This is a genomic window from Streptomyces sp. NPDC093598, from assembly GCF_044764825.1.
Taxonomy (GTDB): domain Bacteria; phylum Actinomycetota; class Actinomycetes; order Streptomycetales; family Streptomycetaceae; genus Streptomyces.
On record NZ_JBIWIV010000001.1, the window covers coordinates 1,148,696 to 1,173,386 of the forward strand.

The following is a 24,691-nucleotide window of genomic DNA, read 5'->3' on the forward strand; positions in this document are numbered from 1 at the left end:
ATGAGGGCTCTGCACGTCATCACCGGCCTCGGCGTCGGCGGGGCCGAGCAGCAGTTGCGTCTGCTGCTGCGTCATCTGCCCGTCGACTGCGACGTCGTGACGCTCACCAACCCCGGTGCGGTCGCCGAGGGCCTGGCGGCCGACGGCGTCCGCGTCACCCATCTCGGCATGGGCGGCAACCGTGACCTGGCCGCGCTGCCGCGCCTGGTCCGGCTGATCCGCGCCGGCGGCTACGACCTGGTGCACACCCACCTCTACCGGGCCTGCGTCTACGGCCGGTTCGCCGCACGCCTGGCCGGGGTCCGGGCGGTCGTCGCCACCGAACACTCCCTGGGCGACTCACAGATGGAGGGCCGCAGGCTGACGGCGGGGGTGCGCGGGCTGTACCTCGCCAGCGAGCGGCTCGGTTCGGCGACGGTCGCCGTCTCCCCGACGGTGGCCGAGCGCCTGAAGCGCTGGGGTGTGCCCGCGCCCCGCATCGAGGTCGTCCCGAACGGCATCGACGTGGACCGCTTCCGCTTCGATCCGCAGCGGCGCGAGCACGCCCGCCGGCACGTGGGCCTGCCGGAGGACGCCTGGGTCGTGGGCGGTGTCGGCCGGCTCACCGCGGGGAAGCGGTTCGACGTCCTCGTCCGTGCGCTCGCCCTGCTTCCGGACGAGTGCCGGCTGCTGCTGGTGGGCGGGGGCCCCGAGGAACACGCCCTGCGTCGCACGGCCCACGAGGCCGGAGTGGCCGGCCGGGTCGTCTTCACCGGCGAACGTCCCTACCTGCCCGACGGCTCGCCCGGCCCGGACCTGCCCTCGCTCACCTCGGCGATGGACCTGCTCGCGTCCCCGTCCACGGAGGAGGCGTTCGGTCTGGCGGCCGTGGAGGCGCTGGCGTCCGGACTGCCCGTGCTCTACGCCTCCTGCCCGGCCATCGAGGATGTGCGGTCACCCGCCGAGGGCGTCCGGCGGGTGCGCGGCGGCCCCGAGGAGTACGCCCGCGCGATCGCCGAGGTCCGCGCGGCCGGCGCCCGGCCGCGCACCGCCTCGGAGGTCGCCCAGCACTACAGCATCACCCACTGCGCGGCCCGCCTCACGGACGTGTACGCGGCAGCGGTCTCCAGTTCGCCGTCCCTCTCACCTCTGGGAGCCACCTCCTCATGACCGACACTCCGACCCGTCAGCGCCGCCTGTCCCTGGCTCGTCTCAGGGGGCTTCCCCTGTGGTCCGTGCTCGCGGCCTGCACCCTCGTCGGGGGTGTGCTCGGCGGTTCGTACGGCTTGCTCACACCCTCCACGTACACGGCGACGAGCTACGTCATCGCCGTACCCACCGGGAAGTCCACGCCGGACGCCGCCCTGGGATTCGCTCAGGCGTACGGCCGGGTCGCCACGCAGCTCGCGGTGCTCGGGGACGCGCAGGTGTATGCGGGTGTTCCGGTGCGCACCCTCCAGCACAGTGTGCGCACGGCGACGTCGCCGGACGCGCCGATGGTCGCCGTCTCGGCCACCTCCTCGCGGCCCGGCCTCGCCGTCGACATGGCCAACGCGGTCACCCGTTCGCTGACCCGCCACGCCGACGACAGCAGTGACAACACCAACGTGCGGCTCGTGCCGTTCTCGCGGGCGGTGGAGCCGAGCGAGCCGACGTCCGCGTCACCGGCGGTGACCGGTCTGGTGGGGGCGAGCGCGGGTGGTCTGCTGGGCGGCCTGGCCCTGCTGGCGCGGCCCAGGAGGACCGGCCAGGACGGCGAGCCGGCCCCGGCCCCCTCGGTGCCCGGCCCGGCCGCCGCCGCCGATGTGCGCGGACAACGGTGACGGCGGCGGGCCCGGCCGAACACGGCACCGGAGAGCAGGGGTTCGCCGGACCGGTGGATCACCACCAGTCGAAGCGGAGGCAGAGTTTCCCGCCGAGCCACTCCTCCACCCAGCTGCCCAGGTCCAGCGGCGTGCAGTCGGCCGGGGGCAGTGTGGTGCCGGGCGGGGTCGGCGTGGGTGTGGGCGTGGGCGTGGGCGTGAGGGGCGGGGTCGCCTGGTCGCCGCGGCCGAACAGGGCGGACCGGTAGAGGTGGGACGACTTGGGGTTGGATCCGCACTGCCACACACCGTGCGGGCAGTAGTCGGTCAGCGTGTTGTAGAGCGGCTTGTATTCCTCCATCCAGGCGAGCATGCTCCGCATGTACTCGGCATTGTCACCGTTGCGGAAGAGCCCCCATTCCGGATAGGAAATGGGTTTGCCGTGAGCCTTCGCGAAATCCACGTGGTGCTGAAGCCCGTAGGGCTCTTTCACCTGTTGCTCGAACGACATCCCGGCCGGCTGGTCGTAGGAATCCATGCCGATGATGTCAACCGTGTCGTCCCCCGGATAGCATTTCGTCCAGGGAATGGCGTCCTGGCCACGGCTCGGCGTGAAATCGAACTGAAACTTCTGGCCCGGCACGGAACGCATGGTGGTGACGATCCTGTTCCAGTACTTCTTCCAGGCCTCCGGGTCCGGCCCGCAGCGATGGGTGTACGTGGTGCCGTTCATCTCCCAGCCGAGCACGATGATCGTGTCCGGCACCTTCAGCTTCACCAACCGCTCGGCGAGGACGCGGAAGTGGTGATCGAACTCCCCGGCCGCGCCCTGCCGCAGCAGCTGCCTGACCTCGCTGTCGGGGACGCCCTCCTCGTTGCGCTCCTGCATGGGGACGTTGAGGACCAGCATCCGGTCGGCCTTCTTGTTGCGCCAGTGCGCCCACACGTCCAGGAAGTCGGGGGCACCCTCGATGTCGCGCCAGCGGTGTCCCGGCAGATAGGTGTGGCCGACGCGGAGCTCCGTGCCCCCCAGCCAGTGGCTGAACAGCGGCATCCGGGCCACGCCACGGGCGTCGGACTTGAGGAAGACACCGAAGGCCGGGATCTCCTCACCCGCAGCCTCGGTGGCGGCCGGGGCCGGCGTCGGCGGTTGGGCGACGGCCGGAGGGGTGAGGGCCGGAGGGGTGAGGGCCGGAGGGGTGAGGGCCGGGGGCGTGGCGACGGGCGCCGCCGGGATCGGCGCCGGGGTCGGTGCCGGAGCCCGCGGTTCGGCGGCTTGTGCCACCCCCGCCCCGGCGACGGTGCCGGACGCCAGGGCGGCCGACGCGGCGACCGCTGCCGCGCCCAGGGCCAGCCGGCGGATCCCGGCCCGCTTGTGCTGTGGGGCCATGCCTGCTCCTTTCTTCGCTCTGGTCCGGACTACTGACGAGGTTTTTGTTATTGACGGGCAGTCATATGAAGTCAGCCATAGAAAAGCCAAGCGCGCCAGTGCCGTTGCGGCTTTCGAGTGCTGGGCTCGCCCGTGCGGGTGAGCCGATCGAAAGGAAAGAGAGAATTCGTGTCGCTGCTTGACATCCGCGTCCCCGCTGTTGTGCTGCGGATCGACCGGAATCCTTTTCACCACGGAACGCTGGGGGCCGTGCGTTCGCTCGGCAGAGCGGGAGTGGAGGTACACGTCGTCGCGGATGGCGCGGGAAGTCCCGTCGGGGCGTCGCGTTACGTACGTCAAATGCATCCCCCGCCGCTCCCCGGAGCGTCGCCGGAGGAAATCCTCGCCGCGCTGCGCCGCGTGGCCGACCGGATCGCGCGGCCCGCCGTCCTGGTCACGATGGACGACGCGAGCGCGATCGCCGTGGCCCGGATGCGGGACGAACTCGCGCCCTCCTACCTCCTGCCGGCGATGCCGGGCACCCTGGCCGAGCGCGTCGCCGACAAGGCGGAACTGGCCGCCGTGTGCGCGGCCGCCGATGTCCCGCACCCGGTGACGCTGGTCCCGGACAGCCCGGCCGAGGTAGCCGACGCCATGCGGCGGCTCGGGCTGCCGGTGGTGGCGAAGTGGAGCCGTCCCTGGCTGCTGCCCGCCGGCAGCGGGCTGCGCAGCACGGTGCTGGTGCGGTCCGTACCGCAGGCCCGGGAACTGTTCCTGCGCACCGGTGAGGCGGGCAGCCGGCTGCTGCTCCAGGCGTACCTGTCACCGGGGCCGGACCGGGACTGGTTCTTCCACGGCTACGCCGACCACGCGGGCCGCGTGCGCGCGGGCGGGCCGGGCCGCAAGCAACTGGCCTGGCCGCGGGGGGCGGGGCTGACCGCGGTGGGCTGCTGGACGCCCAACACCCAGGTGCAGGAGCTGGCCGAGCGGCTCACCGGCGAGCTGGGCTACCGGGGCATCTTCGACCTCGACTTCCGCCGCTGCGGCACGACGGGCCGCTACCACCTGCTCGACTTCAACCCGCGCGCCGGCGCCCAGTTCCGGCTCTTCGCGGACAGCGCGGGCCTGGACGTCGTACGGGCCCTGCACCTGGATCTGACGGGCCGTTCACTGCCGGCCGGGGCCCCGATGGCCGGGCGGGCTTTCGTGGTGGAGAACTACGCGCCCCTGGCGGCGCTGCGTGCGGCGCCGGGCGGGCGCGAACTGGCCTGGTACGCCGCGGACGACCGCTCCCCCGGACGGGTCATGTGGGCCCAGTGGTGCCGGCACGTGTCCCACCGGCTGCGTGAGCGGCTGGGCACGACGGCGGCGCCGACGCCCCGGCTGATCCCCCGGGCAGCCTCGCCCTCCCTGACCGACAACGAGAAAGCGAGCAGTTGATGGTGTACGACCTTCTGGTGGTGGGCGCAGGCCCGTACGGTCTGTCGATCGCGTCCCACGCCGCGGCCGCCGGGCTGAACCTGCGCGTGTTCGGCCGGCCCATGGCGTCCTGGCGGGACAACATGCCCCGCGGCATGTTCCTGAAGTCGGAACCGTGGGCGTCCAACCTCTCCGACCCGGCCGGGCAGTGGCGTCTGGACGTCTACTGCGCCGAGCACGGCCTGACGGCACGTCATGCGAAGCCGATTCCGGTCGAGGCGTTCGCGGAGTACGGCCTGTGGTTCGCGCGGCACGCCGTGCCGGCGGTGGACGAGCGCACGGTGACCCGTGTGGCGGCCGGGCCGGGCGGTTTCACGGCGGTCACCGAGGACGGGGAGGAGGTGCAGGCGCGGACGGTGGCCCTGGCGGTCGGTGTGATGCCGTTCGTCGAGGTACCGCAGGCACTGCGCGGGCTGCACCCCGCGCTGGTGACGCACAGCAGCCACCACAGCGACCTCGACCGCTTCCGCGACAAGGACGTCACGGTGATCGGCGGCGGGCAGGCGGCCCTGGAGACGGCGGCGCTGCTCGCCGAGCAGGGCACGCGCGTCCGTGTGCTGGCGCGGGCGGAGCAGCTGCGGTGGAACGATGTGCCGCCGCCCTGGGAGCGCCCCTGGTACCAGTCGGCCCGCTCCCCCCACAGCGGCCTCGGCCCCGGCTGGCGGAACTGGTTCTACGCGGAGCGCCCGAACCTCTTCCGGCGGCTGCCGGAGCCGACCCGGGCACGCATCGCGACCACGGCGCTGGGGCCGGCGGGCGCGTGGTGGGTGCGGGACCGGGTGGAGGGCGTGGTGGAGCTGCTGCCGGGCCATGAGGTCACCGCGGCCTGTGCGGTGCCGGGCGGGGTACGGCTGGACATGACGAGCCGTACGGGTGCCCTGCGCAGCCTGGAGACCGAACACGTCATCGCCGCCACGGGGTTCCGGGCGCGTTGCGACCGGCTCGGACTGCTCTCCCCCGAGCTCCGCGGAACGCTGGCGGCGCTGCCGGACGGCTCCCCGGAGGTCGGGCGCAGCTTCGAGTCCTCCTACCCCGGCCTGTTCCTCGCGGGGCTGGTGACGGCCTCGGGCTTCGGCCCGGCCATGCGCTTCGTGCAGGGCGCGGCCTTCACGGCGTCGACGCTCGTGAGGGGCGTACGCCGCCGGCTCGGGGCGATGCCGGTGGGCGGCGTCGTTCCCGCTCCGGTGGACAGCAGCCGGAGCGAGTCGGTGTCGCCGGTACACCGCTGACGGGGGACGCACACGGTGACCCAGGGCCGCTGACGGCGACAGCGTCGTCAGCGGCCCGCCCTTGTGCCGGGAACGGCGGTCGAGCGAGTCGGTGTGCCGCGACGGCCGACACCCCCCGGACCTGGGTCGACGGGGGGTGCGGGTGCTGCTGTCCCGGGAGTGCGGGTGCCGGAGAGGTTGCGTCCGGCACCACGGTGCCTCGGGAGCGGCTAGCGGGACATGGTGGTGCGGCTGCGGCGGTACATCATCACTCCGCCCGCGATCAGGACGGCGCTGGCGGCCGATGCCGCCGCCAGGGACTCGCTGCCGGTCTCGGCCAGCTGGGGCAGGGTGCCGTCCTCCTCCTTCTCGACCACTTCGGTGATGGACGAGTCCTCGCTGTCCGGAGACGTGGAACGCGGCTTCTCACTGTCGCGCGGGACGGAACCGTCCTTGGCGGGGGGCGTCCGCTCCTCGTCCGTCGGCGGCTTGTCGTCGTGGCCGTCGCCGTAGCCGCCGTCGTGCGAGCCGTTCTCGCAGTGGTTGTCGAGCGCGTCGTTGAACAGCGCGCCGCCGTCGATGGTGTTGCCGCAAGCGTTCACGGGCACATCGAGCGGCACCTGCACGTTGTTCCCGGAGAGGACACCGGGGGAACCCTTCACGACCGCTGACGCGTCCGCGCCCGCGTCGTGGTCCTTCGACTTGTGCGAGGTGTTGCCGCAGGAGTTGCCGAACGCCGTGTTGAGCGCCGCGAGCACGTTGACGGTGTTGCCGCACACGTTGACCGGCACGTCGACCGGCACCTGCACGCTGTTCCCGGACAGCACACCGGGGGAATCCTTCGCCACTCCCGACGCGTCGGAGTCAGCGAGGGCGGGGCTGCCGTACAGGGACAGAAGCCCCGTGGCGGCGGCCGCCGCGAACGCTCCCTTGCTCAGGGTCTGTCGCATTGCAGTTGTCCTCCTGCTTGAAGAATTGGGGCAGCCGGCCTCGGAGCGGAGAGCCACATCCAGGGCCGGCGGTATGGCGGCATGAACAGGTCGCAGCGCTGAACAGGGATCAGGCGTGTCGAATGCCGGCTCGCATCCCCGGCAGATCAAGGGCAGAAGCGGCGGCCGCCGCAACGGTCATTGCCTCCTTGAGCACTGCGCGTTCCTTTCTCGTGGCGCCGCATGCTCTACTGCCTCAACAACCCGGTGCGGGACAATTGGTTCCGCAGGTTCACCCGGTTGGCCCGCGCCCCGCCTCAATCCCGCCGCTGGTCCGCCTGTTCGATGGCCCGGGCGAGTTCGCGCACCGCCCCGTCCTCCGTGATGTCGGACAACGCGCGTGCCTGCTCGGCGAGTTCGGCGAAGCCGGCCGGGGCTCCCGGAATGCGGTGGTGGTTGTCGTCCCGCGAGCGGAGGGCGTCGGCGAAGTAGGCCGCCACCGCGGTGACCTGGAAACGGCTGGGGGCGGCACGCAGGGAGTCGCGCAGGGCGTCGGTCTCCAGGTCGCCGGTCTCCTCGTGCGGGTCGCGGGTGCCGGGGTCGAGCCAGCGGACGGTTGCGGTGGCGAGATGACCCTCGGCACCGGGCTTCGTGCGGACCGCGTACAGGGCGGTGACGGTGTGGCCGGGGCCGACCTCGCCGCCGTCGACGCGGTCGTCGCGGAAGTCCCCGTCGGCGACGCGGCGGTTGTCGTAGCCGACGAGGCGGAACTCCTCGACCGTCTCGGGGTCGAAGGCGACCTGGGCCTTGGCGTCGCGGGCGGTGAGGTCGACGTTGCGCGGAAGCTGCTCGGAGAAGACCGTGCGGGCCTCCTCGGAGTCGGAGACGTAGACGGTGTGGCCGTCGCCCCGGTCGGCGAGCTTCTCCATGAGGGCGTCCCCGTAGTCACTGCCGACGCCCACTCCGAAGAGGGTGATGCCGTGCTCGCGGCGTTCGCCGGAGATCCGCTCCAGGATCGACTCCGCGTCGGTGTCGCCGGTGTTGGCGAGGGCGTCCGAGACGAGGACGACCCGGTTGGTGGCGCCCTCGCGCAGACCCTCGACAGCCGTCTCGTAGCCGGTCTCGACACCGGCGGCGAGGTTGGTGGAGTCCTGGGTGTCCAGGTCGGAGATGGCGTCCTGGATCTCGTCGCGGTGGCCGTCGAGGCGGGTCATGGGCATGACGGTCTCGGCCTCGTCGCTGAAGGTGACGAGCGCGACCGAGTCGTCGTCGCGCAGCCGGTCCGTCATCACGGCGAGGGACTCCTGGGCGAGGTCCAGGCGGCCCGGTTCGGCCATGGAGCCCGAGACGTCGATGACGAACGTGAGGGCGGCGGGCGGGCGTTCGCCGGTGCGTTCCGCGGTGCGGGTGGCCAGGCCGACGCGGATCAGGGACCAGTCCTCTTCGCCGGTGCGGGCGCCGTCCACGGTGACCGAGAAGCCGTCGCCGTCGGGGCGTTCGTAGTCCTGGCGGAAGCTGTTGACGAACTCCTCGGGGCGGATCGTCGACGGGTCGGGGAGCCGGCCGTCGGCGAGGGCGCGGCGGGCGTAGTCGTAGGAGGCGGTGTCGACGTCGAGGGCGAAGGTGGAGAGGTGGTCGGGGTCCTCCCGGCGATCGTCCCGTTCGTCGGCGTACTGGCTCTGGGCGGGTGCGGGCCGGCCCGCGCTGCGGTCGTGGCGGTCTGCGGCCTTGCTGCTCTCGCCGGTGTCGGCGCTCCCGCCGCACGCGGTGAGCAGCAGGCCGCTCGCCGCCGTGAGCGCGAGCAGCGCCTTCCGTGTCCGGAACCGCTCCATCATCCGTACCCCCTGCATCCGTCGGCGTCGGCTTCTTGCGACTGTGACGGCGCAGGGGGCCCGAACGTGCGGTACGGGGCGTTGCGGAAGCGTCTCGAAGCGGCCACGGGGGACGGCCTTCGAGACCGGTGGGTGATCCTCCGTTGACCTAGGAGACGACGTCCTTGCGGGCGAAACCGCGGAAGGCCAGGGCGAACAGTACGAGGGCGTACGTCACGGAGACCGACGTGCCCTGGATCATGTCCGACCACTCCAGCTGGGGCCGGACGGCGTCGAGCCAGGCGTACTGCCAGTGCGCGGGCAGGAAGTCGCGCCAGTCGCCGAGGGCCGTCACCTCGTCGAGGACGCTGCCGATGATGGTGAGGAACACCGCGCCGCCGACCGCGCCGAGCGGGGCGTCCGTCCGGGTCGACAGCCAGAACGCGAGCGCCGCGGTGACCAGTTGGGACACCATGATGTACCCGACAACGATCAGCAGGCGCTGGGCCGCCGTGCCGGTGGGCAGGGTGCCGCCGGTGGGCAGCTGGAGCGGGCCCCAGCCGTAGGCGGCCGTGCCGACGGCGAGGGCGACGACCGGGAGCAGGACCATCGCGGCCAGGCTCAGGGTGAGTCCGACGGCGAGCTTGGACCACAGCAGCCGGGCCCGGGGCACGGGGGCCGCGAGCAGGTAGCGCAGGGACGACCAGCTCGCCTCCGAGGCGACCGTGTCGCCGCAGAACAGGGCGACGGGGATGACGAGCAGGAAGCCGGCCGCGGAGAAGAGGTTGACCGCGGCGAAGTTCGCCCCGGACGCCGTCGCCGTGTCCATGAGGTTGACGCGGTTGTTGTTGCCGCCCGGGTCGCCGCCGACCTGGAAGGCGATGAGCAGGATGATCGGCAGGGCGAGCAGGACGCCGCCCATGACCATCGTGCGGCGCCGCTTCAGCTGCCGGACCAGCTCGACGCGGAAGGGCAGGGTGCGGCCCGCGCGGTAGCCGTCGGCGACCTCGACGGGCGGCTCGGCGAGCGTGCTCATGCTTCGGCTCCGATCAGGGTGAGGAAGGCGTCCTCCAGGCGGCGGTGGGGGCCGACCGACCGCACCGCCACGTCCAGCCGTACGAGGTCGGCGACCAGGCGCTGCGGGGTGCCGTCGGCGTCGAGCTGGACCAGCAGGCCCTCCTCGGCGCGCACGGCCGAGGCGACGCCGGGCAGGGCGGTGACCTTCTCCACGACGGGACCGTCCACGGGCGTGGCCGTGCCCACCAGGAGGGTGTCGCCCGAGCCGACGATGTCCTCGACCGGGCCCGCCTGAACGAGCCGGCCGTGGTCCATCACCACGAGGTGGGTGCAGGTCTGCTCGACCTCCGCGAGGAGGTGGCTGGAGACGATGACCGTGCGGCCGGCGGCGGCGTAGCGGATCATCACCTCGCGCATCTCGCGGATCTGGGGCGGGTCGAGGCCGTTGGTCGGCTCGTCGAGTATGAGCAGGTCCGGAAGGCCGAGCATGGCCTGGGCGATGGCGAGCCGCTGGCGCATGCCCTGGGAGTAGGTGCGCACCGCGCGGGCGAGGGCGTCGCCCAGTCCGGCGATCTCCAGGGCCTCCTCCAGGTGCGCGTCCTCGGGCGGACGGCCCGTAGCGCGCCAGTACAGCTCCAGGTTCTCGCGGCCGGACAGGTGCGGCAGGAAGCCCGCCCCCTCGACGAAGGCGCCGACCCGGGAGAGGACCGGGGCGCCGGGGCCGATGGCGTGGCCAAAGACCCGGATCTCACCGCCGTCGGGCTTGATCAGGCCCATCAGCATGCGCAGGGTGGTCGTCTTGCCCGCCCCGTTGGGGCCGAGCAGGCCCAGGACCTGGCCCTTCTCCACACGGAAGGACAGGTCCTCGACCGCGTACCGGTCGGACGCCTTCGCGTAGCGCTTGGTCAGGTCCGTGATCTGCAGGGGGACTTCGGCGAGTGCCGGGTCCGGCGGGGCGGGGGCGGCCGTGCGGCGGCGTCCCGTGAGGATCAGGGCCGAAGCGATGCCGGCGCCGGCGAGCGGCAGCCACCAGACCCAGGCGGGCAGGGCGCCCTGGGTGTCGCGCTGTCCGAGCGCGGAGGGGATCCTCAGGCCGCCCTCGAGGGAGACGGTGTACGTCGCCGGGGCCGTCGGGGAGGCGTAGCCGAGGTCTGTCGAGGCGAGGACCAGGCGCAGCCGGTGGCCGTCGTCGACCTCGTGGTCGATCGCCGGGAGCGTGATGGTGACGACCTTGCCGGCCTTGGCGCCCTCGACCCTGATGGGCGTCACCAGCTGGGAGGGCAGCACCGGCTGGGTGCGGCCCGGGCCGACGTCGTAGACCTTCGCGAAGAGCACGGCGTCGTCGCTGGTGGACTTCACGTGGACGGTCGCCGTCGGGGAGCCGGTGATCTGGACGTCGTCCCGGAAGGGCGCCGACTCGAACGCGGCGAACTGGCCGGGGAAGTCGAGGGAGACACCGATGCCGAGCGTGGAGAGCTGGCTGAGACCGCCGGCGCCGCCGAGGCCGGGCAGGGCGGAGACGCCGGGCGGGCTGGCGCCGGGCGGGTTGTCGAAGCTCTGCTCGCGGCCGGCCAGGGCGATGGAGCGCTGCTTGCTCTCCAGGCCGGGGTAGCGGTCCGAGGTCACTCCGGTCAGGCGGGGCTCGCCGTCGCCGGAGCCCATGCCGAGGGTGCGGGTGACGCGGAAGGCGGGGCCGGTGTCGGCGCCCTTGTCGTCCTTCAGGTAGCGGTCGAACCAGGACGTCACGCGGCCCTGGACGCGGCCGGTCTCCATGTCGCCGCCGTCGTGGCCGCCCGCGATCCAGTCGACGTCGACGGGAGCGCCGTTGGCGCGGATCGCCTTCGCGGCCTGGTCGGACTGGCCCAGCGGGAAGAGGGAGTCGGACTGGCCCTGCATCAGCAGCGTCGGCACCTTGATGTCCTTGCCCACCGCGGACGGTGAACGCTCCTCCAGGAGTTTGCGCGCCTGTGCGTCCGGCTTGCCCGACTCGGCGACCCGCTCGTACATCCGGCACAGCGCGGGCTCGAACTTCTCGCAGCCGCCGCCGGAGTTGACGAAGATGCCGGCCCAGAGCTTCTTGAACACGCCGTTCGGGAACAGGGCGTCGGCGAGGTTCCAGTACGTGATCGCCGGGGCGATGGCGTCGACGCGGCTGTCGTGGCCCGCCGTGAGCAGGGCGATCGCGCCGCCGTAGGAGCCGCCGGCCATGCCGACGCGGGGGTCGCCCTTCTTGTCGAGCTCGACCTGGGGCTGCTTCGCCAGCCAGTCGATGAGCTGGGAGACGTCGGCGACCTCGCCCTTCGGGTCGTTCAGCCCGATCTTGCCGTTCGACTTGCCGAAGCCGCGGGCCGACCAGGTCAGGACCGCGTAGCCGTCCCGGGCGAGGTCCTCGGCCTGCTGCCGTACGTCGTTCTTGCTGCCGCCGAAGCCGTGCCCGAGCAGGACGGCGGGGCGTCGGCCGGCGCCGCCGGAGGTGAAGTACGAGGTGTCGATGCGGACGCCGTCGGCGGTGGGAAGGGCCCGGTCTTCGCGGTGGACCGGGGGCGCCTCGTCGTTCGCGACGGCCGTCCACGTTCCCGCTCCCGCGAGGACGACGACGGCGGCCCCGGCGGCGAGGAGCCTCCGGGGCCTCCGAAGCAGCCCGTTCAGTCCGGGCAGTCGAAGATCCATGCGTCAACGGTACGGGGTGAACCTGTCGAACAGTTGTCGACCGGAGGCCGAACCGGAACCCCTCCCAGGGGAGTACGGGGCCCTTCGGCGTACCGCGTCCGCGGTACGCCGGCCAGGGACACCCGGTCACACGGAAGATTCTTTTGCTCTTGGATCGATGGGCAGAGCACCGATCACACCGCACTTTTACATGCGAACAAATACCGAGACAGAATGTGATCACAATCGGAATCTCAAGTTCCGCGAAAATAATTGTGATGTGACGCCGATCACATCGGTAAAGCATTGATCAAGCGGAGTCGGTACTTCGTATACTGTCCGGGCGGACGACGCCGCGGACAGACCAACCCTTCAATCTTCCGCCCGCGAGGCGCTATCGAAGGGCCGTCTGCGCAGTTCGTGTGACCGAACGGCAAGGGGGAAAGCATGCTTCACGCGAAGACACGCACCGTTAGTCCGTACCAGCCCAGTTTCTGATCAGTAGCTCCGCCTGACGCGCGTCCCAGAGGATTTGTTCACCTCATTCCTCTTCTCTGACGGCGTGGTGGGCGTGCTGGCCTGGTGAAATGACCACGGACATAACACTGACATCGACGCCGAGCGAACCGGCGTTGGCGTGCATGCCCGCGGGATGACTACGCAGCCAGGCGAGCAGCGCAACTTTTCACACCAATAGGCGGAGCTCCGACGCCCCACCGTCGGACGAACCCATGAGGTTTGACAGGTGACACTGAACAGTTCCTTGAGAGAGCCCCACCTCAAATTAGGGAACGATCACTTGAGAATATTGCAACTCGTCTCCCAAGGCTGCACCATGACGCAGGTCGCCCGCCGAATGGACATGAGCGACCGCACACTCCGGCGTAAACTCCGGTCGATCTGCGAACGCGTCGACGTGGAAACCCCGATAGAAGCAGTGGTGTGGGCCGTGCGCCGAAGAATCATCTGATCCGGGAACGCGCGGCAGACAGGTCGATGCGGCGGGTGACGGTTAGCGGAGGAAACCGTCACCCGCCGCCCCTCTTCCCGCTCCGCCCTTCTTCCCGCTCCGCCTCACTTCCCGCTCCGCCGCGGTCCCCGCTCCGCCCCTCCTCCCCGCTGCCCCGCGGTCCCGCGACACCGCGCCCGGCGCCGCGGACTGTCACGCCGCCCGATGGCCGAGCCGAACCGGGCCGCCCGGGTCTGCCGACGGTGGCCGATGCCGGTCAATTCGTTGTCCGGCGGCAGCGCCCCGCGATAGAAAGCCCCTGTGGCTGGAGAAAAGATTGAATATCCCCGGGGCCGGTCTTCCGCGTCGGCTGTCGAAAGTCCCGTGGACTCGTCGGTCGAACAACTGCTGAGACGGCTCGGGTTGGGATCGTTGAGCGCCTCGGAGATCTACTCCTATCCCGGCCGGAACGAGAACTGGTCGGGTATCACGGACACCGGCGACTCGGTATTCACGAAAAGACTCAAGGGAAACCCCAAGGAATCCCTGAAACGGTATCGGAGAATTCTGCTCTTCGAGCGCCTCGCACGGGAAGGGGTCCGCCCCTTCCCGCGCCCGGAGTTCCTCGGGGGTGACGAGGAGCAGCGGCTGCTGGTGTTCCGGATGTTGGACGGCATCAGATCCGGCAGCGAACTCGCCGCGGACCAGGAGTTCACCGAGTCCATGTCGGCGGAGGCCGGACGGACACTGGCGGCGCTGCACCAGCTCCCGTACGAGGTCGAGGATTTCCCGGAAGCGGATCCCCATCCGTACCCGCCGGTCGAGGACCTGCGGTCGCTTCCGCTGGAGAGCTACGTCAACGCCACCGGTGCCTTCGTCGAGGCGTGGGGGCTGCTGCAGCGCGACGCCGTGCTGGTCGAGGAGCTGGAGCGGCTCCGAGCGGCCGAGGCGGGGGCCGCTCGCGTGCCCATTCACGGTGACCTGCGGCTGGATCAGTTCCTGATCGGCGACACGGAGTTCTACGTCAACGACTGGGAGGAGTTCCGGCTCGGCGACCCGGCACGCGATGTCGGATCGTACGTCGGCGAGTGGCTGCACCGTGCGGTGCTGCGGATTCCCGCACAGGAGACGGACGACGCGTTCTCAGCCGTGCTCACCCACGAGGAGGTCGTGGCACGGGGCAGCGAGGAGCTGACCCGCGTTCTGCCGTTGATCTCCGCCTTCCACCGGGGTTACCGCGAGGGCGGCGGCCCCGACGACGACGGGCTCGTGGTGCGTGCCACGTCCTACGCCGGATGGCACCTGATCGACCGGCTGATCGCCTCGACCAGGGAGAGCGGCCGGCTGTCGGCCATCGTCCGGGCGGCGGCGGGCATCGGCAGGACCGCACTACTGGATCCGCGGAGCTTCGTCTCCACGGTCGGACTCGGGGAGGCAGCATGAGCACGCGCATCGAGGAGACCGTCACGGCCGCACCCCGGCCGGCGCCGTTCGACGCACAGGAGGGAGCGGTCCCGGAGCTCGCGGCGGGGCTCCGCCGGGCGCTGGAGGACGTACGGATCACGCCGGACGGCAGGACGGCATGGGTGCGTGACGACGAAGTGACCGCCGAGTCCGCGTCGGCGATGCGCTTCCTGCTCGCCCGCACCCTGTACGAAGTGCTGCACACCGGGCGCGGGGTCAAGGACCGCGAGGCGCCCAGGACCCTGCGCGCGCCGCACTTCGAAGCACGGCTGGCACAGGCGACTCCGCACCGCGAGACGGTCGCCGCGGGGATTCTCACCGGGCGGCGGACGGCGGCCGGCCGGCCGGTCGTGCAGATCGACGGCCTGCGCGTGAACGTACCGGACTCGGTCACGCTGCGGGACACCGGGCGTACGGCGGGCGATCCCGCCCGCCCGGTGGTGCGGATGAACCTCCCGTCGGCCCGCCCACTCGTCTCTCCCGGGTTCTTCCTCGTGGACAGCGGCGCGGGCCGCACCACCGGCGGCGGCGCTCTGCTGCGGCTCTATCTGCGGGTGGCCGACGCCGACGCGGCGCCCGAGCTGTGGCATGCCGTGCTGAGCGCCCTGGAGAGCCGCTCCGCGACCTACCGGGCGAAGATCATCTCGAATCCGGCGAGCCTGCCGCGCAACGACGGCATGGTCGTCTACCTGGGCTCGGGTTCCTGGGACGCCGTCGGCACGGTGGTCGACAGCGCCCTGGCCACCGCCCTGCCGGAGGGACCCGCCCCCGCTTTCGCCCATGTGCTCGCGCCGGGTGTGACCGCAGCGTGGGAGCCGAAGGACAGGCGTACGGGCATGCGCGGACTGAGCTTCGGCGAACACCGGGCGCATGTGGTCGCGCGGGCCTTCGTGGATGCGGCGGAACGGCACCGTGAGCGGCCGACGGCCGCCGAGCTGGCCTCCGCGTGCATCGCGGCGAACGTGGATCCCGCCGACCCCGCCCGCAATCTCGACTCGGACGACTGGCCGTGGAAGACGGCCCTCCGGTCCGCGATCTGAGCCGTCCGCCGTGTCGCCGACGGCCGGCCGGATGTCACCGCACACTGCAGGAGGTCCCTCACCATGGCCAGAGAACCACGCCCGGACGGCACGGACGAACTGCGTGTCTTCGCGCAGCTTCTGAAGGACCGTAAGGCGACCGTCGCCGCCGCGGTGGTGCTGAGCCTGCTCTCCGCCGCCGCCACCCTCGTCCTCCCCCTCCAGGTGCGCGACCTGGTGATGGCCCTCGCCGGGGACGAACGTCCCGTCGGCCCGCTGCTGACGATGGCGGGCCTCGCGGTGGGCGCCGGGCTCGCGTCGGCGCTGTCCTCCTACCTGCTCGCCCGCGCCGGTGAGGGCCTGGTCTCCGAGGCACGGCTGCGCATCGCCTCGCACATCCTGACCCTGCCGCTGCGGCGGGTGCGGCGGGAGGGGGCCGGCAACCTGGTGGCCCGGGCCAACTCCGACAGCACACAGCTGCGTTCCGTGGTGGACGTCGGCGTGGCTCAGATTCCGTCCTCGCTGTTCCTGGCCGTCGGCACCCTGATCGCCATGGGCCTGCTGGACGGCGTCCTGCTGCTCGTCGTGCTCGCCACGTTCACGATCGCCGGTGTCGGCATCTTCCTGTGCGTGCGGTCGATCCGCGGCGGTGTGGAACGGCAGCAGAACGCCGTCGGCACCATGTCCCAGCACATGACGGCGGCCGTGCTGTCACTGCCCACGGTCAAGGCGTTCCTCGCCGAACGGCAGGTGGCGTCCACGCTGGGCCACAGCATCGAGGACGCGCGCAGGGCCGCGGTCTCGGTCGCGCGGGTGACCGCCCTGGTCGGACCCACGATGCAGCTCGGCCAACAGCTCTCGATCGTCGCGGTGATGGTCACCAGCGGCGCCCGGCTCGCCTCCGGGGACCTGGGCATCGGCGAGTTCGCCGCCTTCATCGTCTACCTGCTGCAACTCGTCGCGCCGCTGACCCTGCTGGTCTCGGGGGTCGCCAGAATGCAGAGCGGTCTGGCGGCGCGCGCCCGCCTGAACAGCGTGCTCACGATCGCGCCCGAGGATCCCGGGGCCGCCTTCCCCATCGAGCCGTCACCGACCGCGCCCGCGGTGGAGTTCGAGGCGGTCACCTTCCGGGACGGCGGGCGCGCCATCATCCACGAGGCGACCTTCGCGGCCCCCGCGCGTGGGCTCACCGCCATCGTCGGGCCGTCGGGGGCGGGAAAGACGACGCTGCTCGGCCTCACCGAACGCTTCCTCCTGCCGGAGTCCGGCCGAATCTCCGTCTGCGGAGTGCCGGTCGAACACTGGCCCCTGCACCAGTTGCGCGGCGCGATCAGCTACGTCGACCAGAGCTACACCCTCGTGGAAGGCACCGTACGGCAGAACCTCCTGCTCGGGCGGGACGACGAGTCGGGTGCCCTGCCGGACACGGAGCTGTGGCGGGCGCTGGAGGCACTGGCGCTGCGCGACGCCGTGGAAGCGCTGCCGGACGGTCTGGACACCGAGCTGGGACGGGCCGAGGACCTGTCGGGCGGTCAGCGGCAGCGGCTGGCGGCCGCCCGCGTCCTGCTGCGGGAATCGCGTGTCGTCCTGTTCGACGAACCGACCTCCCAACTCGACAGCGAGAACGAGGAACGGCTGCGGACCCTGATGCGCACCCTCGCCGAGGAGCGCGCGGTGCTCGTGATCGCGCACCGCATCTCCACGGTGCAGGACGCCGATCTGATCGTGGTCGTGGACGAGGGACGCACCGTCGACCGGGGCACCCACGAGGAGCTGCTGGCGCGCTGCGCGCTCTACCGGGAGCTGGTGCACGGACAGTCGCTGCGCGGCGGCGGTGCGCGGCAGCCGGCCGGCGGCGAGCCGGTGCGGGCCACCCCGGCGGTCGGGGCGGTGGTCCGGTGACCAGCGCGGCGACCGCGGTCGAACCGGTCGGGGCGCGGCGCCTGCTGGTGATCGGGACGGGTTCGGTCACCGCCGCGCATCTGCCGTTCTGGGCGAGCTGGCTGAAGGTCGCCCACCCCGGGACGGAAGTGCGGTACGTGCTGACGGGGGCCGCCGCCAGGTTCGTCACCCGGGAGTCTCTGGTCGCCATCGGCGGCGGTGAGGTGCTGGCGGACCGGTGGCCCGACGAGCCGGAGCCGAGGGCGCGGCACGTGGACCTCGCGCAGTGGCCCGACACGGTCGTCGTCTTCCCGGCGACGCTGAACTACCTGGCCAGGCTGGCCCTGGGACTGGGCGACTCGCCCTCGCTCCTCGCGCTGCAGTGCACGCGGGCGGCGATCGCGCTGGCACCCGCGCTGCCGCCCGGCGGCACGGAGAGCGCGGCGTACGCCGACCACACCGCCAAGCTCCGCGCACGGCGCAACGTGGTCGTCGTACCGCCCCATCCCGGCCGCAGCACGACCAGCGGAAGGCGCGAAGCGTGGGCGCCCGCGTCCTTTCCCGACGTGCTGTCCGCGGCCGACCGGCTGCGGGCGGCGCTGGAGGCACCGTCCCTCGGCGGCCCCGACGGGTCCGAGCCGGAAACCGTATCCACCCGACACCGCACGGAGACAGCACGATGACCACCGAAACACACCGGCCGGCCGATGCCGAGCCGACATCCGGCCCGAACACCGAACCGGGCGGGAACAGCAGCGCCTACGGCGAGTCGCTCGCCGACGTCTACGACTCGCTCTACCCCGCCGCGGGCCCCGCCATCGACTCGATGGTCGGCTTCCTCCAGGAGCTGCGCCCCGCCCCGGCCTCTCTGCTCGAACTCGGGGTCGGGACCGGCCGGCTGGCCATCCCGCTGGCCGAGAACGGCTACCGGGTCCACGGCGTGGACGCATCCCCCGCGATGCTGGCGAAACTCCACGAGAACGACCCCACCGGCAGTGTCACCACCGCGGTGGGCGACTTCAGCGCGCTGGTCGTCGAGGAGCGTTACGACCTCGTGCTCACCGCCCTCAACACCTTTTTCATGCTGCCCACCCAGGAGCAGCAGATCAGTTGCCTGCGCGGCATTCACGACGCGCTCGCGGACGGCGGGGTCGCGGTCTTCGAGACGTACAACCCGCAGGTGTACCACCGGCTCACCGAGGCGACGACCCGGGTCGGTCATCTGGCGCCGGACGCGCTGCTGCTCGACACGGTCCAGGTGAACCAGTCGCTGCAGTCCGTCCTGGTCGTCCACACGATCATGAGCGCCGGCGGGCTGCGGAAGGTACCCGAGGTCAGCCGGTACGCCTGGCCTGCCGAGTTCGACGTGATGGCCCGGCTCGCGGGTCTGCGCGTGACGGGCCGCTGGGCCGACTGGGACCGCAGCCCGGTCACGGATCGAGCGGAGAAGCACGTCTACGTGGTGGAGCGACAAAGCGTATGACTACCTTGACGAGGTGATGTGTTAACGCAATACTTCATCCAGTTAGTACAGCACTCTGGAGGTACGACATGACTCAGCCGGCGCTGGAGGTCGACGGCCTGCGAAAGAGGTACGGCAGACGTCAGGCAGTCGCGGACATGACCTTCGGTATCCGCGCCGGTGAGCTGTTCGGCTTCGTGGGAAGCAACGGGGCGGGCAAGACCACCACGATGCGGATCGTCCTCGGCGTCCTCACGCCCGACGAGGGAGAGGTCCGCTGGCGCGGCCGTCCGGTCGATTTCGCCGCCCGCAGGCAGTTCGGTTACATGCCCGAGGAGCGCGGCCTGTATCCACGGATGAAGGTCGGCGAACACCTGCGGTACCTGGGCGAGTTGCACGGCCTGCCGTCGACTTCCGCGCGCAGGGCGGCCGACCGGTGGATCGAGCGGCTGGAGCTCTCCCGGTACGCCTCCGAGGAGGTCCAGAACCTCAGCCTCGGCAACCAGCAGCGGGTCCAGCTGGCCGCGGCGCTGGTCCACGGCCCGGAGGCGCTGGTCCTCGACGAGCCGTTCTCGGGCCTGGATCCGGTGGCGGTGGACGTCATGCACGACGTGCTCGTCGAACGGGCCGCCGACGGAGTGCCCGTCATGTTCTCCAGTCACCAGCTGTCGCTCGTCGAGCGCGTCTGCGACCGGGTCGGCATCGTCTCCGGCGGCCGCCTCATCGCCTGCGGCACGATCGAGGAGCTGAGTGAGAACGCCGACCGACGACTGATGGTCGACACCCCGGAGGCGGGCGAGAACTGGGCCGCGGGGCTGCCGGGCGTAACGGTCGTGAGCCGCGAGGGCACCCGTACGCGGCTTCGCCTGGCAAAGGGCGCGGACGACCAGCGGGTCCTGCACGCGGCGCTGGCCACCGGGCCGGTTACCGCCTTCGTGTCCGAACAACCGCCGCTGTCCGACCTGTACCGCGACCTGGTCACCACAACCGGCGCGCACGGGGTGGACGCCGGGCGGATGCCGGGCACGGGCACGACGGCCGGCGTCGCGACGACAGCGAACGACACAAACGGGGACGACGAGACATGAGCACAGTGACACGAGCGCCGGGCGACACGCACGGCCCGGACGTCCCGGACGGGGAAAGCGCCTGCGCCCAGGGCGGGGGCACCGCCGGCCCGCAGCACGGCACCGGCGCGCTGTCGGCCCGCCGAGCGGTCGGCCTGGTCGCCCGGCGCGAGATCAACAGCCGGATGCGCACCAGATCCTTCGTCCTGAGCACCCTGGGGCTGTTGCTCGGCCTCGGCGTCTACGCCCTCGTGATTTTCCTTGCCGAGGACGGTCCGGCCAAGGTCGGCGTCGAGCGGGAGGTCGCGGCGATGCGCCCGGTACTCGCCGCGGTCGCCGAAAGGGCGGACGGCGACTTCGAGTTCGTCACCGTCGACAGCGACCGTACGGACCGGATCCTGCGCGACGGGGACCTCTCCGCCGTGCTCGGCGGCACCGACGGGCAGCTCACGCTCTCCGTGGAACGTGAGGCGGACGAGAAACTGCTCGCCGTGGTGCGCGCCACGGTCGCCGAGGAGCGCACCGCCCGGGAGCTCGAACGCGCCGGCGTGGACCCCGTGGAGTTCAGGGAGCGCGTGGCATCGTCCACCGTGAAGGTCCACGCACTCGAGCCGTCGGACACGAGCGCGGCCGAGCAGTTCGCGCTGATCGTCTCCTCCACCGGGCTGCTGTACTTCTTCTTCATCTTCTACGGGATCACCCTGGCCCAGGGTGTGGTGGAGGAGAAGACCAGCCGCGTGGTGGAGTTGCTCCTCTCCACCATCCGCCCCTGGCAGCTCCTCGCCGGGAAGCTCATCGGTGTCGCGGTGGCCGGCCTGACCCAGCTCGTGGTGCTCGGCGGAGCCGCGGTGGCACTCGCGCAGGGGACCGGCGCCATCACCCTGCCGAATGCGGTGGGCGGGTCGCTGGTGACGCTGGGCGTCTGGTTCCTGCTCGGCTTCTTCCTCTTCGCCGCCATGCTGGCCGCAGCCGCCGCGCGGGTCTCGCGGCAGGAGGACCTGCAAGGGGTGGTGCAACCGGTGATGCTGCTCATCACCATGCCGTTCGTGCTGGGCATTGCCCTGTTGAGCAAGGACGCCCACGACCCGTTGATCGAATGGCTGTCGCTCGTACCGCCGCTCAGCCCGATCCTGATGCCGGCCCGCATGCTGCTGGGCATCGCCCCGGCCTGGCAGATCGCCCTCTCCCTCGTGCTGGCGGCCGCCGCGCTGGCGGGGATGACCCGCGTGGCCGGACGGATGTATGCCAACAGCGTGCTGCGCAGCGGCTCCCGCGTACCGCTCACCGAAGCGCTGCGCATGCGTTAGTCCCCTGTCCCCGACCAAGCCCCTCCTGTCCCCGACCCCTCACTGCGTCCCCGATCCCCCCACTCACAGGAAACAATGAAGGAGCACCTCATGAGCACCGCCGTCTGGATCGCCATCGGAATCGCCATCCTCATCGCCGTCATCGCGGGGATCAAGAAGAGCCGGGGCTGACCCTCCGGGTCGGCTCACACCGCCGAGGGGGCGGTGCTTCCGGGTGACCACTCGGAAGCACCGCCCCCTCGGGCCGTCAGAAGCGGAGTTCGTCGGTGGCGCCCCTGCGCAGTGGCGCCACCGACGTCTCGTCGGCGACGACCACCCCGGTGAAATCGGCGGGCCGGAAGAACCGGCGGGCCGCCTCGCCGACCTGGTCGGGGGCCACGCCGTCCAGCAGCGGCCCCCAGTTGTGCAACCAGTCGGCACCGACCCCGACATGCAGCAGGTTCGCCAGCCCGGACGCCAGTGCGCCCGGTGACGACATCGCCGTCGCGGTGGAACCGGCCGCGTACCGCCTGGCGGCGTCGATCTCCCGGGCCGAGGGCGGATCGGTGGCCATGCGCTCCAGCTCTTCCCTGATCACCGTCAGAGCCGCGACGGTGTGCTCGGCAGCCGTGTCCGCCTCGACCATCAGCGTCGAGGCCCCCGGCACCGACTCCACTCCCGAACCGAGCTGGTAGGCGTACCCCTTGTCCTCGCGCAGGCGCGCGACCAGCCGGGAGGCGAAGGACCCGCCGAAGACCAGCTGGGCGAGGTGCAGGGCCGGGTAGCCCGGGTCCGTCCGGGGCAGGGCGGGGGCGGCCAGCCGGATCACGCTCTGCACGGCCCCGGGCCGGTCCACCTGTTGCAGAGGTCCCCCCGGGAACCAGGGCGGCACCTCGGGTACGTCGCCTTCGGGCCCCGGCTCCCACGCCCCGAACAGCTCGGTGGCCGTGGCGAGGGCTTCCTCCGGCTCCAGGTCTCCGACCAGCACGAGCACCGCGCTCCTGGCACCCAGGTGCCGCGCGTGCAGTCGTGCCAGGTCGTCCCGCGTGCAGGCGGCGGCCTGTTCGGGCGTCGGCTGCCAGCGGGCGGCTCTCTCCTCGCCGTACCTCCGCCGCAGCAGTGCGTGCTGTGCGAGCGCCGCCGGCTGGTGGGTGGCCAGCCGTATGCGGCGTGCCAGCCGTTCGCGTTCGGGAGCGACGGCTTCCTCGGTCAGCCGCGGCCGGCCGACGGCTTCGGCCAGCAGGGCGAGTACGGCGGGCAGGCCGTCGGCCATGGTGTGCCCGGTGACGGTGAGCTTTCGAGCGTCCGCGGCGGCGTCCAGGGTGGCGCCGTGCGCGGCCAGCGCCGCATCGTGGTCGTCGGCGTCCCGGCGGGCGGTGCCGCGCAGCAGGAGCTCGGCCAGCAGCTGGCAGTGGGCCACCTCCCCGGGTGCCGTGGCCGCGTACGGGACGGTGAGCCGGATCTCGACCAGAGGGACGACGGGAGCCGAACACACCACGACGCGCAGGCCGTTGCCGAGGGTGAGGTCGGCATCCGGCAGCGGCAGCCGCCCCTGCGCGACGCTCGCCTCCGGCCGGTTCCCGTACCCGAGGGGCTTCTTGGCCGCACCACCGGTCATGCCGTCATCTCCGGTGCGAGGTCCCGCGGCACGGCCTGGCGTCCGGGCACGAAGTGCACGACCGCCCGATGGGAGGACCTGAGCCGGGCCGCCGCCCGGCTCACCTGTTCGCCGGTCACGCCGTCGCGTACCAGCTCCGGCAGCGCTTGGGTCAGCTCTGCCTCACCGAAGAGCGTCTCGCGCAGGCCGAGCAATTGCGCCCGAGTGCCCGGATCACCGAGCTCGCGCATCGCCCCGGCGGCCCAGCGGGCGGTCGTGGCACGCAGCTGCCCGGCAGCGACCTCGTTCGTCGCCAACGCCTCCAACGTGCCGTCGAGCGCGTCCAGAATGTGCTCAGCGCCTCGCTCCCGCTCGTGCACGGCGAACAGCGTCAGCAGATCCGGCCCCACCGTGTCCAGTGGCAGTCCGAAGAGACCGCAGCCCACCGAGAGGCCCGACGCCTCCGCGGCCGCGGTCGGCCCGCGGCGCAGCAGCGCATGCCTGCCCTGTCCGAGCAGCGCGGCCAGGACGAGGTGCGCGAGGTAGTCGGCGCGCTCGGTGACCGGGTCCGGCATCCGGTAGCCCACCGCCACGGCGGGTGAACCGGCGTGCGGGTCGACGACCGTCAGCCGTCGCTCCTCTCCCGGCAACGGCTCGTGCGGGTCGGGCGACCGCACCGTCGGACGCGCCGGCAGATCCTCGAAGTGCCGGCGTACGAGACGTTCCGCCTCTTGGCGGTCGAAGGCGCCGGTGATGGTCACCACGGCGTTTCCGGGACCGTAGTGGTCGGCGAAGAACCTTTCGCACAAGGCGACGTCGAAGCCGGCGAGGTCGACGGTTTCGCCGTACCCGTCCCTGGCGTTCTCCGCGCGCCGGTGCAAGGCCCGCGGCAGCACCCAGGGATGAGTTCCGTACGGGCGATTGCGGACCATGAGCCGGATCTCCTCGTCAATCACCGCGGTCTGTGTGCGGAGGTTTCGCGCGGAAATACAGGGCGAGCGCATTCGGTCCGCTTCGAGCGCGAGCAGCATTTCCAGTGCGGAGGCGGGGGCGGCGGCATAGTAAACCGTCACGTCCTGGCGGGTCCGGGCGTCGCCGAAACCGCCGGCGCGCTGCACCCGTGGCAGATAGCCCTCGGGCTCGGCACCTCTGCCACCTTGGAACATGAGGTGCTCGAAGAGATGCGCCAGACCCGTACGCCCCTCGGGTTCCGTGCGGAAGCCGACGTCGTAGTGCACAGCGACACCGATCGAGGCCCCCACGGGATTAGGTGCCAGTAACACCCGAAGACCATTGTCCAATATCAAGCGATGCAGCTGATCTCGGCTCATCCCGTCGAGCATAGGACCGAGTCGAGTACCGGCTCAACAGGGGACGTGACCGATAGCGGACAGTGTCCGCATGCGGTCAACTCCGTTGCCATCACGCCGTCGTTCGAGGAATGGTTCTGGCACGGCCGGAGAACGCGGTTGGTGAAATTGCCGATCCGGTCACCATTCGAATCCGAAAACACGGGAGTCAAGATGAACACGCAGTCCCTCATCAGCGGTTACTCCACCTACGCCGCCGCCGACGAGATCGTCCCGGCCGTGGAGGCCCCGGCCGCCACCGTCACGATCACCACCTCGTCGGCCGCGTGCATCTCCGCCGCGTCCGCCGTCTCGGCTGCTTCGGTCGACAACACCTTCGACCACTCCTGCTGAACCGCGTGACCCGCTGAGAA

19 protein-coding genes are annotated in these 24,691 nt (G+C 71.5%); 12 read left to right on the plus strand and 7 right to left on the minus strand.

Annotation, left to right across the window (positions count from 1 at the left end; translation table 11 throughout):
- Positions 1–1,149: a glycosyltransferase gene (locus tag ACIRDU_RS05320; protein WP_403574665.1), complete on the plus strand. Its 1,149-nt coding sequence runs from the start codon at positions 1–3 to the stop codon at positions 1,147–1,149.
- Positions 1,146–1,802 (plus strand): lipopolysaccharide biosynthesis protein, encoded by a 657-nt coding sequence (locus tag ACIRDU_RS05325; RefSeq protein WP_403574668.1) that lies wholly within the window; start codon positions 1,146–1,148, stop codon positions 1,800–1,802. Before ACIRDU_RS05320 ends, ACIRDU_RS05325 begins: the two co-directional genes overlap by 4 nt.
- A 58-nt stretch (positions 1,803–1,860) precedes the next feature.
- Here the strand turns inward: ACIRDU_RS05325 and ACIRDU_RS05330 are convergent, their stop codons facing one another.
- Positions 1,861–3,171, minus strand: coding sequence for a glycoside hydrolase family 26 protein (locus ACIRDU_RS05330; RefSeq protein WP_403574671.1), 1,311 nt, complete (start codon positions 3,169–3,171; stop codon positions 1,861–1,863).
- Between the two features lie 168 nt (positions 3,172–3,339).
- On the opposite strand from ACIRDU_RS05330, the gene ACIRDU_RS05335 reads away from it, so the two are divergent.
- Both ACIRDU_RS05335 and ACIRDU_RS05340 read left to right on the plus strand, forming a co-directional pair.
- On the plus strand, positions 3,340–4,590 hold the full coding sequence (locus ACIRDU_RS05335; RefSeq protein ID WP_403574674.1) for an ATP-grasp domain-containing protein: 1,251 nt from the start codon (positions 3,340–3,342) through the stop codon (positions 4,588–4,590).
- Positions 4,590–5,858 carry an NAD(P)-binding domain-containing protein gene (locus ACIRDU_RS05340; protein WP_403574676.1) on the plus strand — a complete coding sequence of 423 codons (1,269 nt, stop codon included), beginning with the start codon at positions 4,590–4,592 and terminating at the stop codon, positions 5,856–5,858. Before ACIRDU_RS05335 ends, ACIRDU_RS05340 begins: the two co-directional genes overlap by 1 nt.
- Positions 5,859–6,067: 209 nt before the next feature.
- Here the strand turns inward: ACIRDU_RS05340 and ACIRDU_RS05345 are convergent, their stop codons facing one another.
- The 4 genes from ACIRDU_RS05345 to ACIRDU_RS05360 form a co-directional block, all read right to left on the minus strand.
- On the minus strand, positions 6,068–6,787 hold the full coding sequence (locus ACIRDU_RS05345) for a chaplin (RefSeq protein ID WP_403574679.1): 720 nt from the start codon (positions 6,785–6,787) through the stop codon (positions 6,068–6,070).
- A gap of 296 nt (positions 6,788–7,083) precedes the next feature.
- Positions 7,084–8,601 carry a von Willebrand factor type A domain-containing protein gene (locus ACIRDU_RS05350; protein ID WP_403574682.1) on the minus strand — a complete coding sequence of 506 codons (1,518 nt, stop codon included), beginning with the start codon at positions 8,599–8,601 and terminating at the stop codon, positions 7,084–7,086.
- 145 nt (positions 8,602–8,746) lie between these two features.
- Complete coding sequence (locus tag ACIRDU_RS05355) at positions 8,747–9,613, minus strand: ABC transporter permease (protein ID WP_403574685.1); 867 nt, start codon at positions 9,611–9,613, stop codon at positions 8,747–8,749.
- On the minus strand, positions 9,610–12,264 hold the full coding sequence (locus ACIRDU_RS05360) for a CocE/NonD family hydrolase (RefSeq protein WP_403574688.1): 2,655 nt from the start codon (positions 12,262–12,264) through the stop codon (positions 9,610–9,612). The genes ACIRDU_RS05355 and ACIRDU_RS05360 overlap by 4 nt, the downstream gene beginning before the upstream one ends.
- Positions 12,265–13,576: 1,312 nt before the next feature.
- Between ACIRDU_RS05360 and lxmK the strand changes: the two genes are divergently transcribed.
- The 7 genes from lxmK to ACIRDU_RS05395 all read left to right on the plus strand — a co-directional run bounded on the left by lxmK (position 13,577) and on the right by ACIRDU_RS05395 (position 21,392).
- Entirely contained in the window at positions 13,577–14,635 is a 1,059-nt protein-coding gene (lxmK, locus tag ACIRDU_RS05365) for a class V lanthionine synthetase subunit LxmK (RefSeq protein WP_403574691.1), read from the plus strand.
- Positions 14,632–15,696, plus strand: coding sequence for a T3SS effector HopA1 family protein (locus ACIRDU_RS05370; RefSeq protein WP_403574694.1), 1,065 nt, complete (start codon positions 14,632–14,634; stop codon positions 15,694–15,696). Before lxmK ends, ACIRDU_RS05370 begins: the two co-directional genes overlap by 4 nt.
- 63 nt (positions 15,697–15,759) lie before the next feature.
- Positions 15,760–17,577: an ABC transporter ATP-binding protein gene (locus tag ACIRDU_RS05375; RefSeq protein ID WP_403574697.1), complete on the plus strand. Its 1,818-nt coding sequence runs from the start codon at positions 15,760–15,762 to the stop codon at positions 17,575–17,577.
- The gene (locus ACIRDU_RS05380; protein WP_403574701.1) at positions 17,574–18,239 is read left to right on the plus strand and encodes a flavoprotein; all 666 of its coding nucleotides are present in this window, start codon (positions 17,574–17,576) and stop codon (positions 18,237–18,239) included. Before ACIRDU_RS05375 ends, ACIRDU_RS05380 begins: the two co-directional genes overlap by 4 nt.
- Positions 18,236–19,039 (plus strand): class I SAM-dependent methyltransferase, encoded by an 804-nt coding sequence (locus ACIRDU_RS05385; protein ID WP_403574705.1) that lies wholly within the window; start codon positions 18,236–18,238, stop codon positions 19,037–19,039. Before ACIRDU_RS05380 ends, ACIRDU_RS05385 begins: the two co-directional genes overlap by 4 nt.
- A gap of 68 nt (positions 19,040–19,107) precedes the next feature.
- A complete protein-coding gene (locus ACIRDU_RS05390) occupies positions 19,108–20,106 on the plus strand; it encodes an ABC transporter ATP-binding protein (RefSeq protein WP_403574708.1) in 999 nt (332 codons plus the stop codon).
- Positions 20,103–21,392, plus strand: a complete 1,290-nt coding sequence (locus ACIRDU_RS05395) for an ABC transporter permease (protein ID WP_403574711.1) — start codon at positions 20,103–20,105, stop codon at positions 21,390–21,392. Before ACIRDU_RS05390 ends, ACIRDU_RS05395 begins: the two co-directional genes overlap by 4 nt.
- Positions 21,393–21,639: 247 nt before the next feature.
- Here the strand turns inward: ACIRDU_RS05395 and ACIRDU_RS05400 are convergent, their stop codons facing one another.
- Together ACIRDU_RS05400 and ACIRDU_RS05405 are read right to left on the minus strand one after the other, a co-directional pair.
- Positions 21,640–22,989 (minus strand): M16 family metallopeptidase, encoded by a 1,350-nt coding sequence (locus ACIRDU_RS05400; protein WP_403574714.1) that lies wholly within the window; start codon positions 22,987–22,989, stop codon positions 21,640–21,642.
- Positions 22,986–24,311, minus strand: a complete 1,326-nt coding sequence (locus ACIRDU_RS05405; protein WP_403574717.1) for a M16 family metallopeptidase — start codon at positions 24,309–24,311, stop codon at positions 22,986–22,988. The genes ACIRDU_RS05400 and ACIRDU_RS05405 overlap by 4 nt, the downstream gene beginning before the upstream one ends.
- 180 nt (positions 24,312–24,491) lie before the next feature.
- Here ACIRDU_RS05405 and ACIRDU_RS05410 point away from each other — a divergent pair, with 180 nt between their 5' ends.
- Positions 24,492–24,671 (plus strand): hypothetical protein, encoded by a 180-nt coding sequence (locus ACIRDU_RS05410; protein ID WP_351407020.1) that lies wholly within the window; start codon positions 24,492–24,494, stop codon positions 24,669–24,671.
- Positions 24,672–24,691 lie beyond the last annotated feature (20 nt).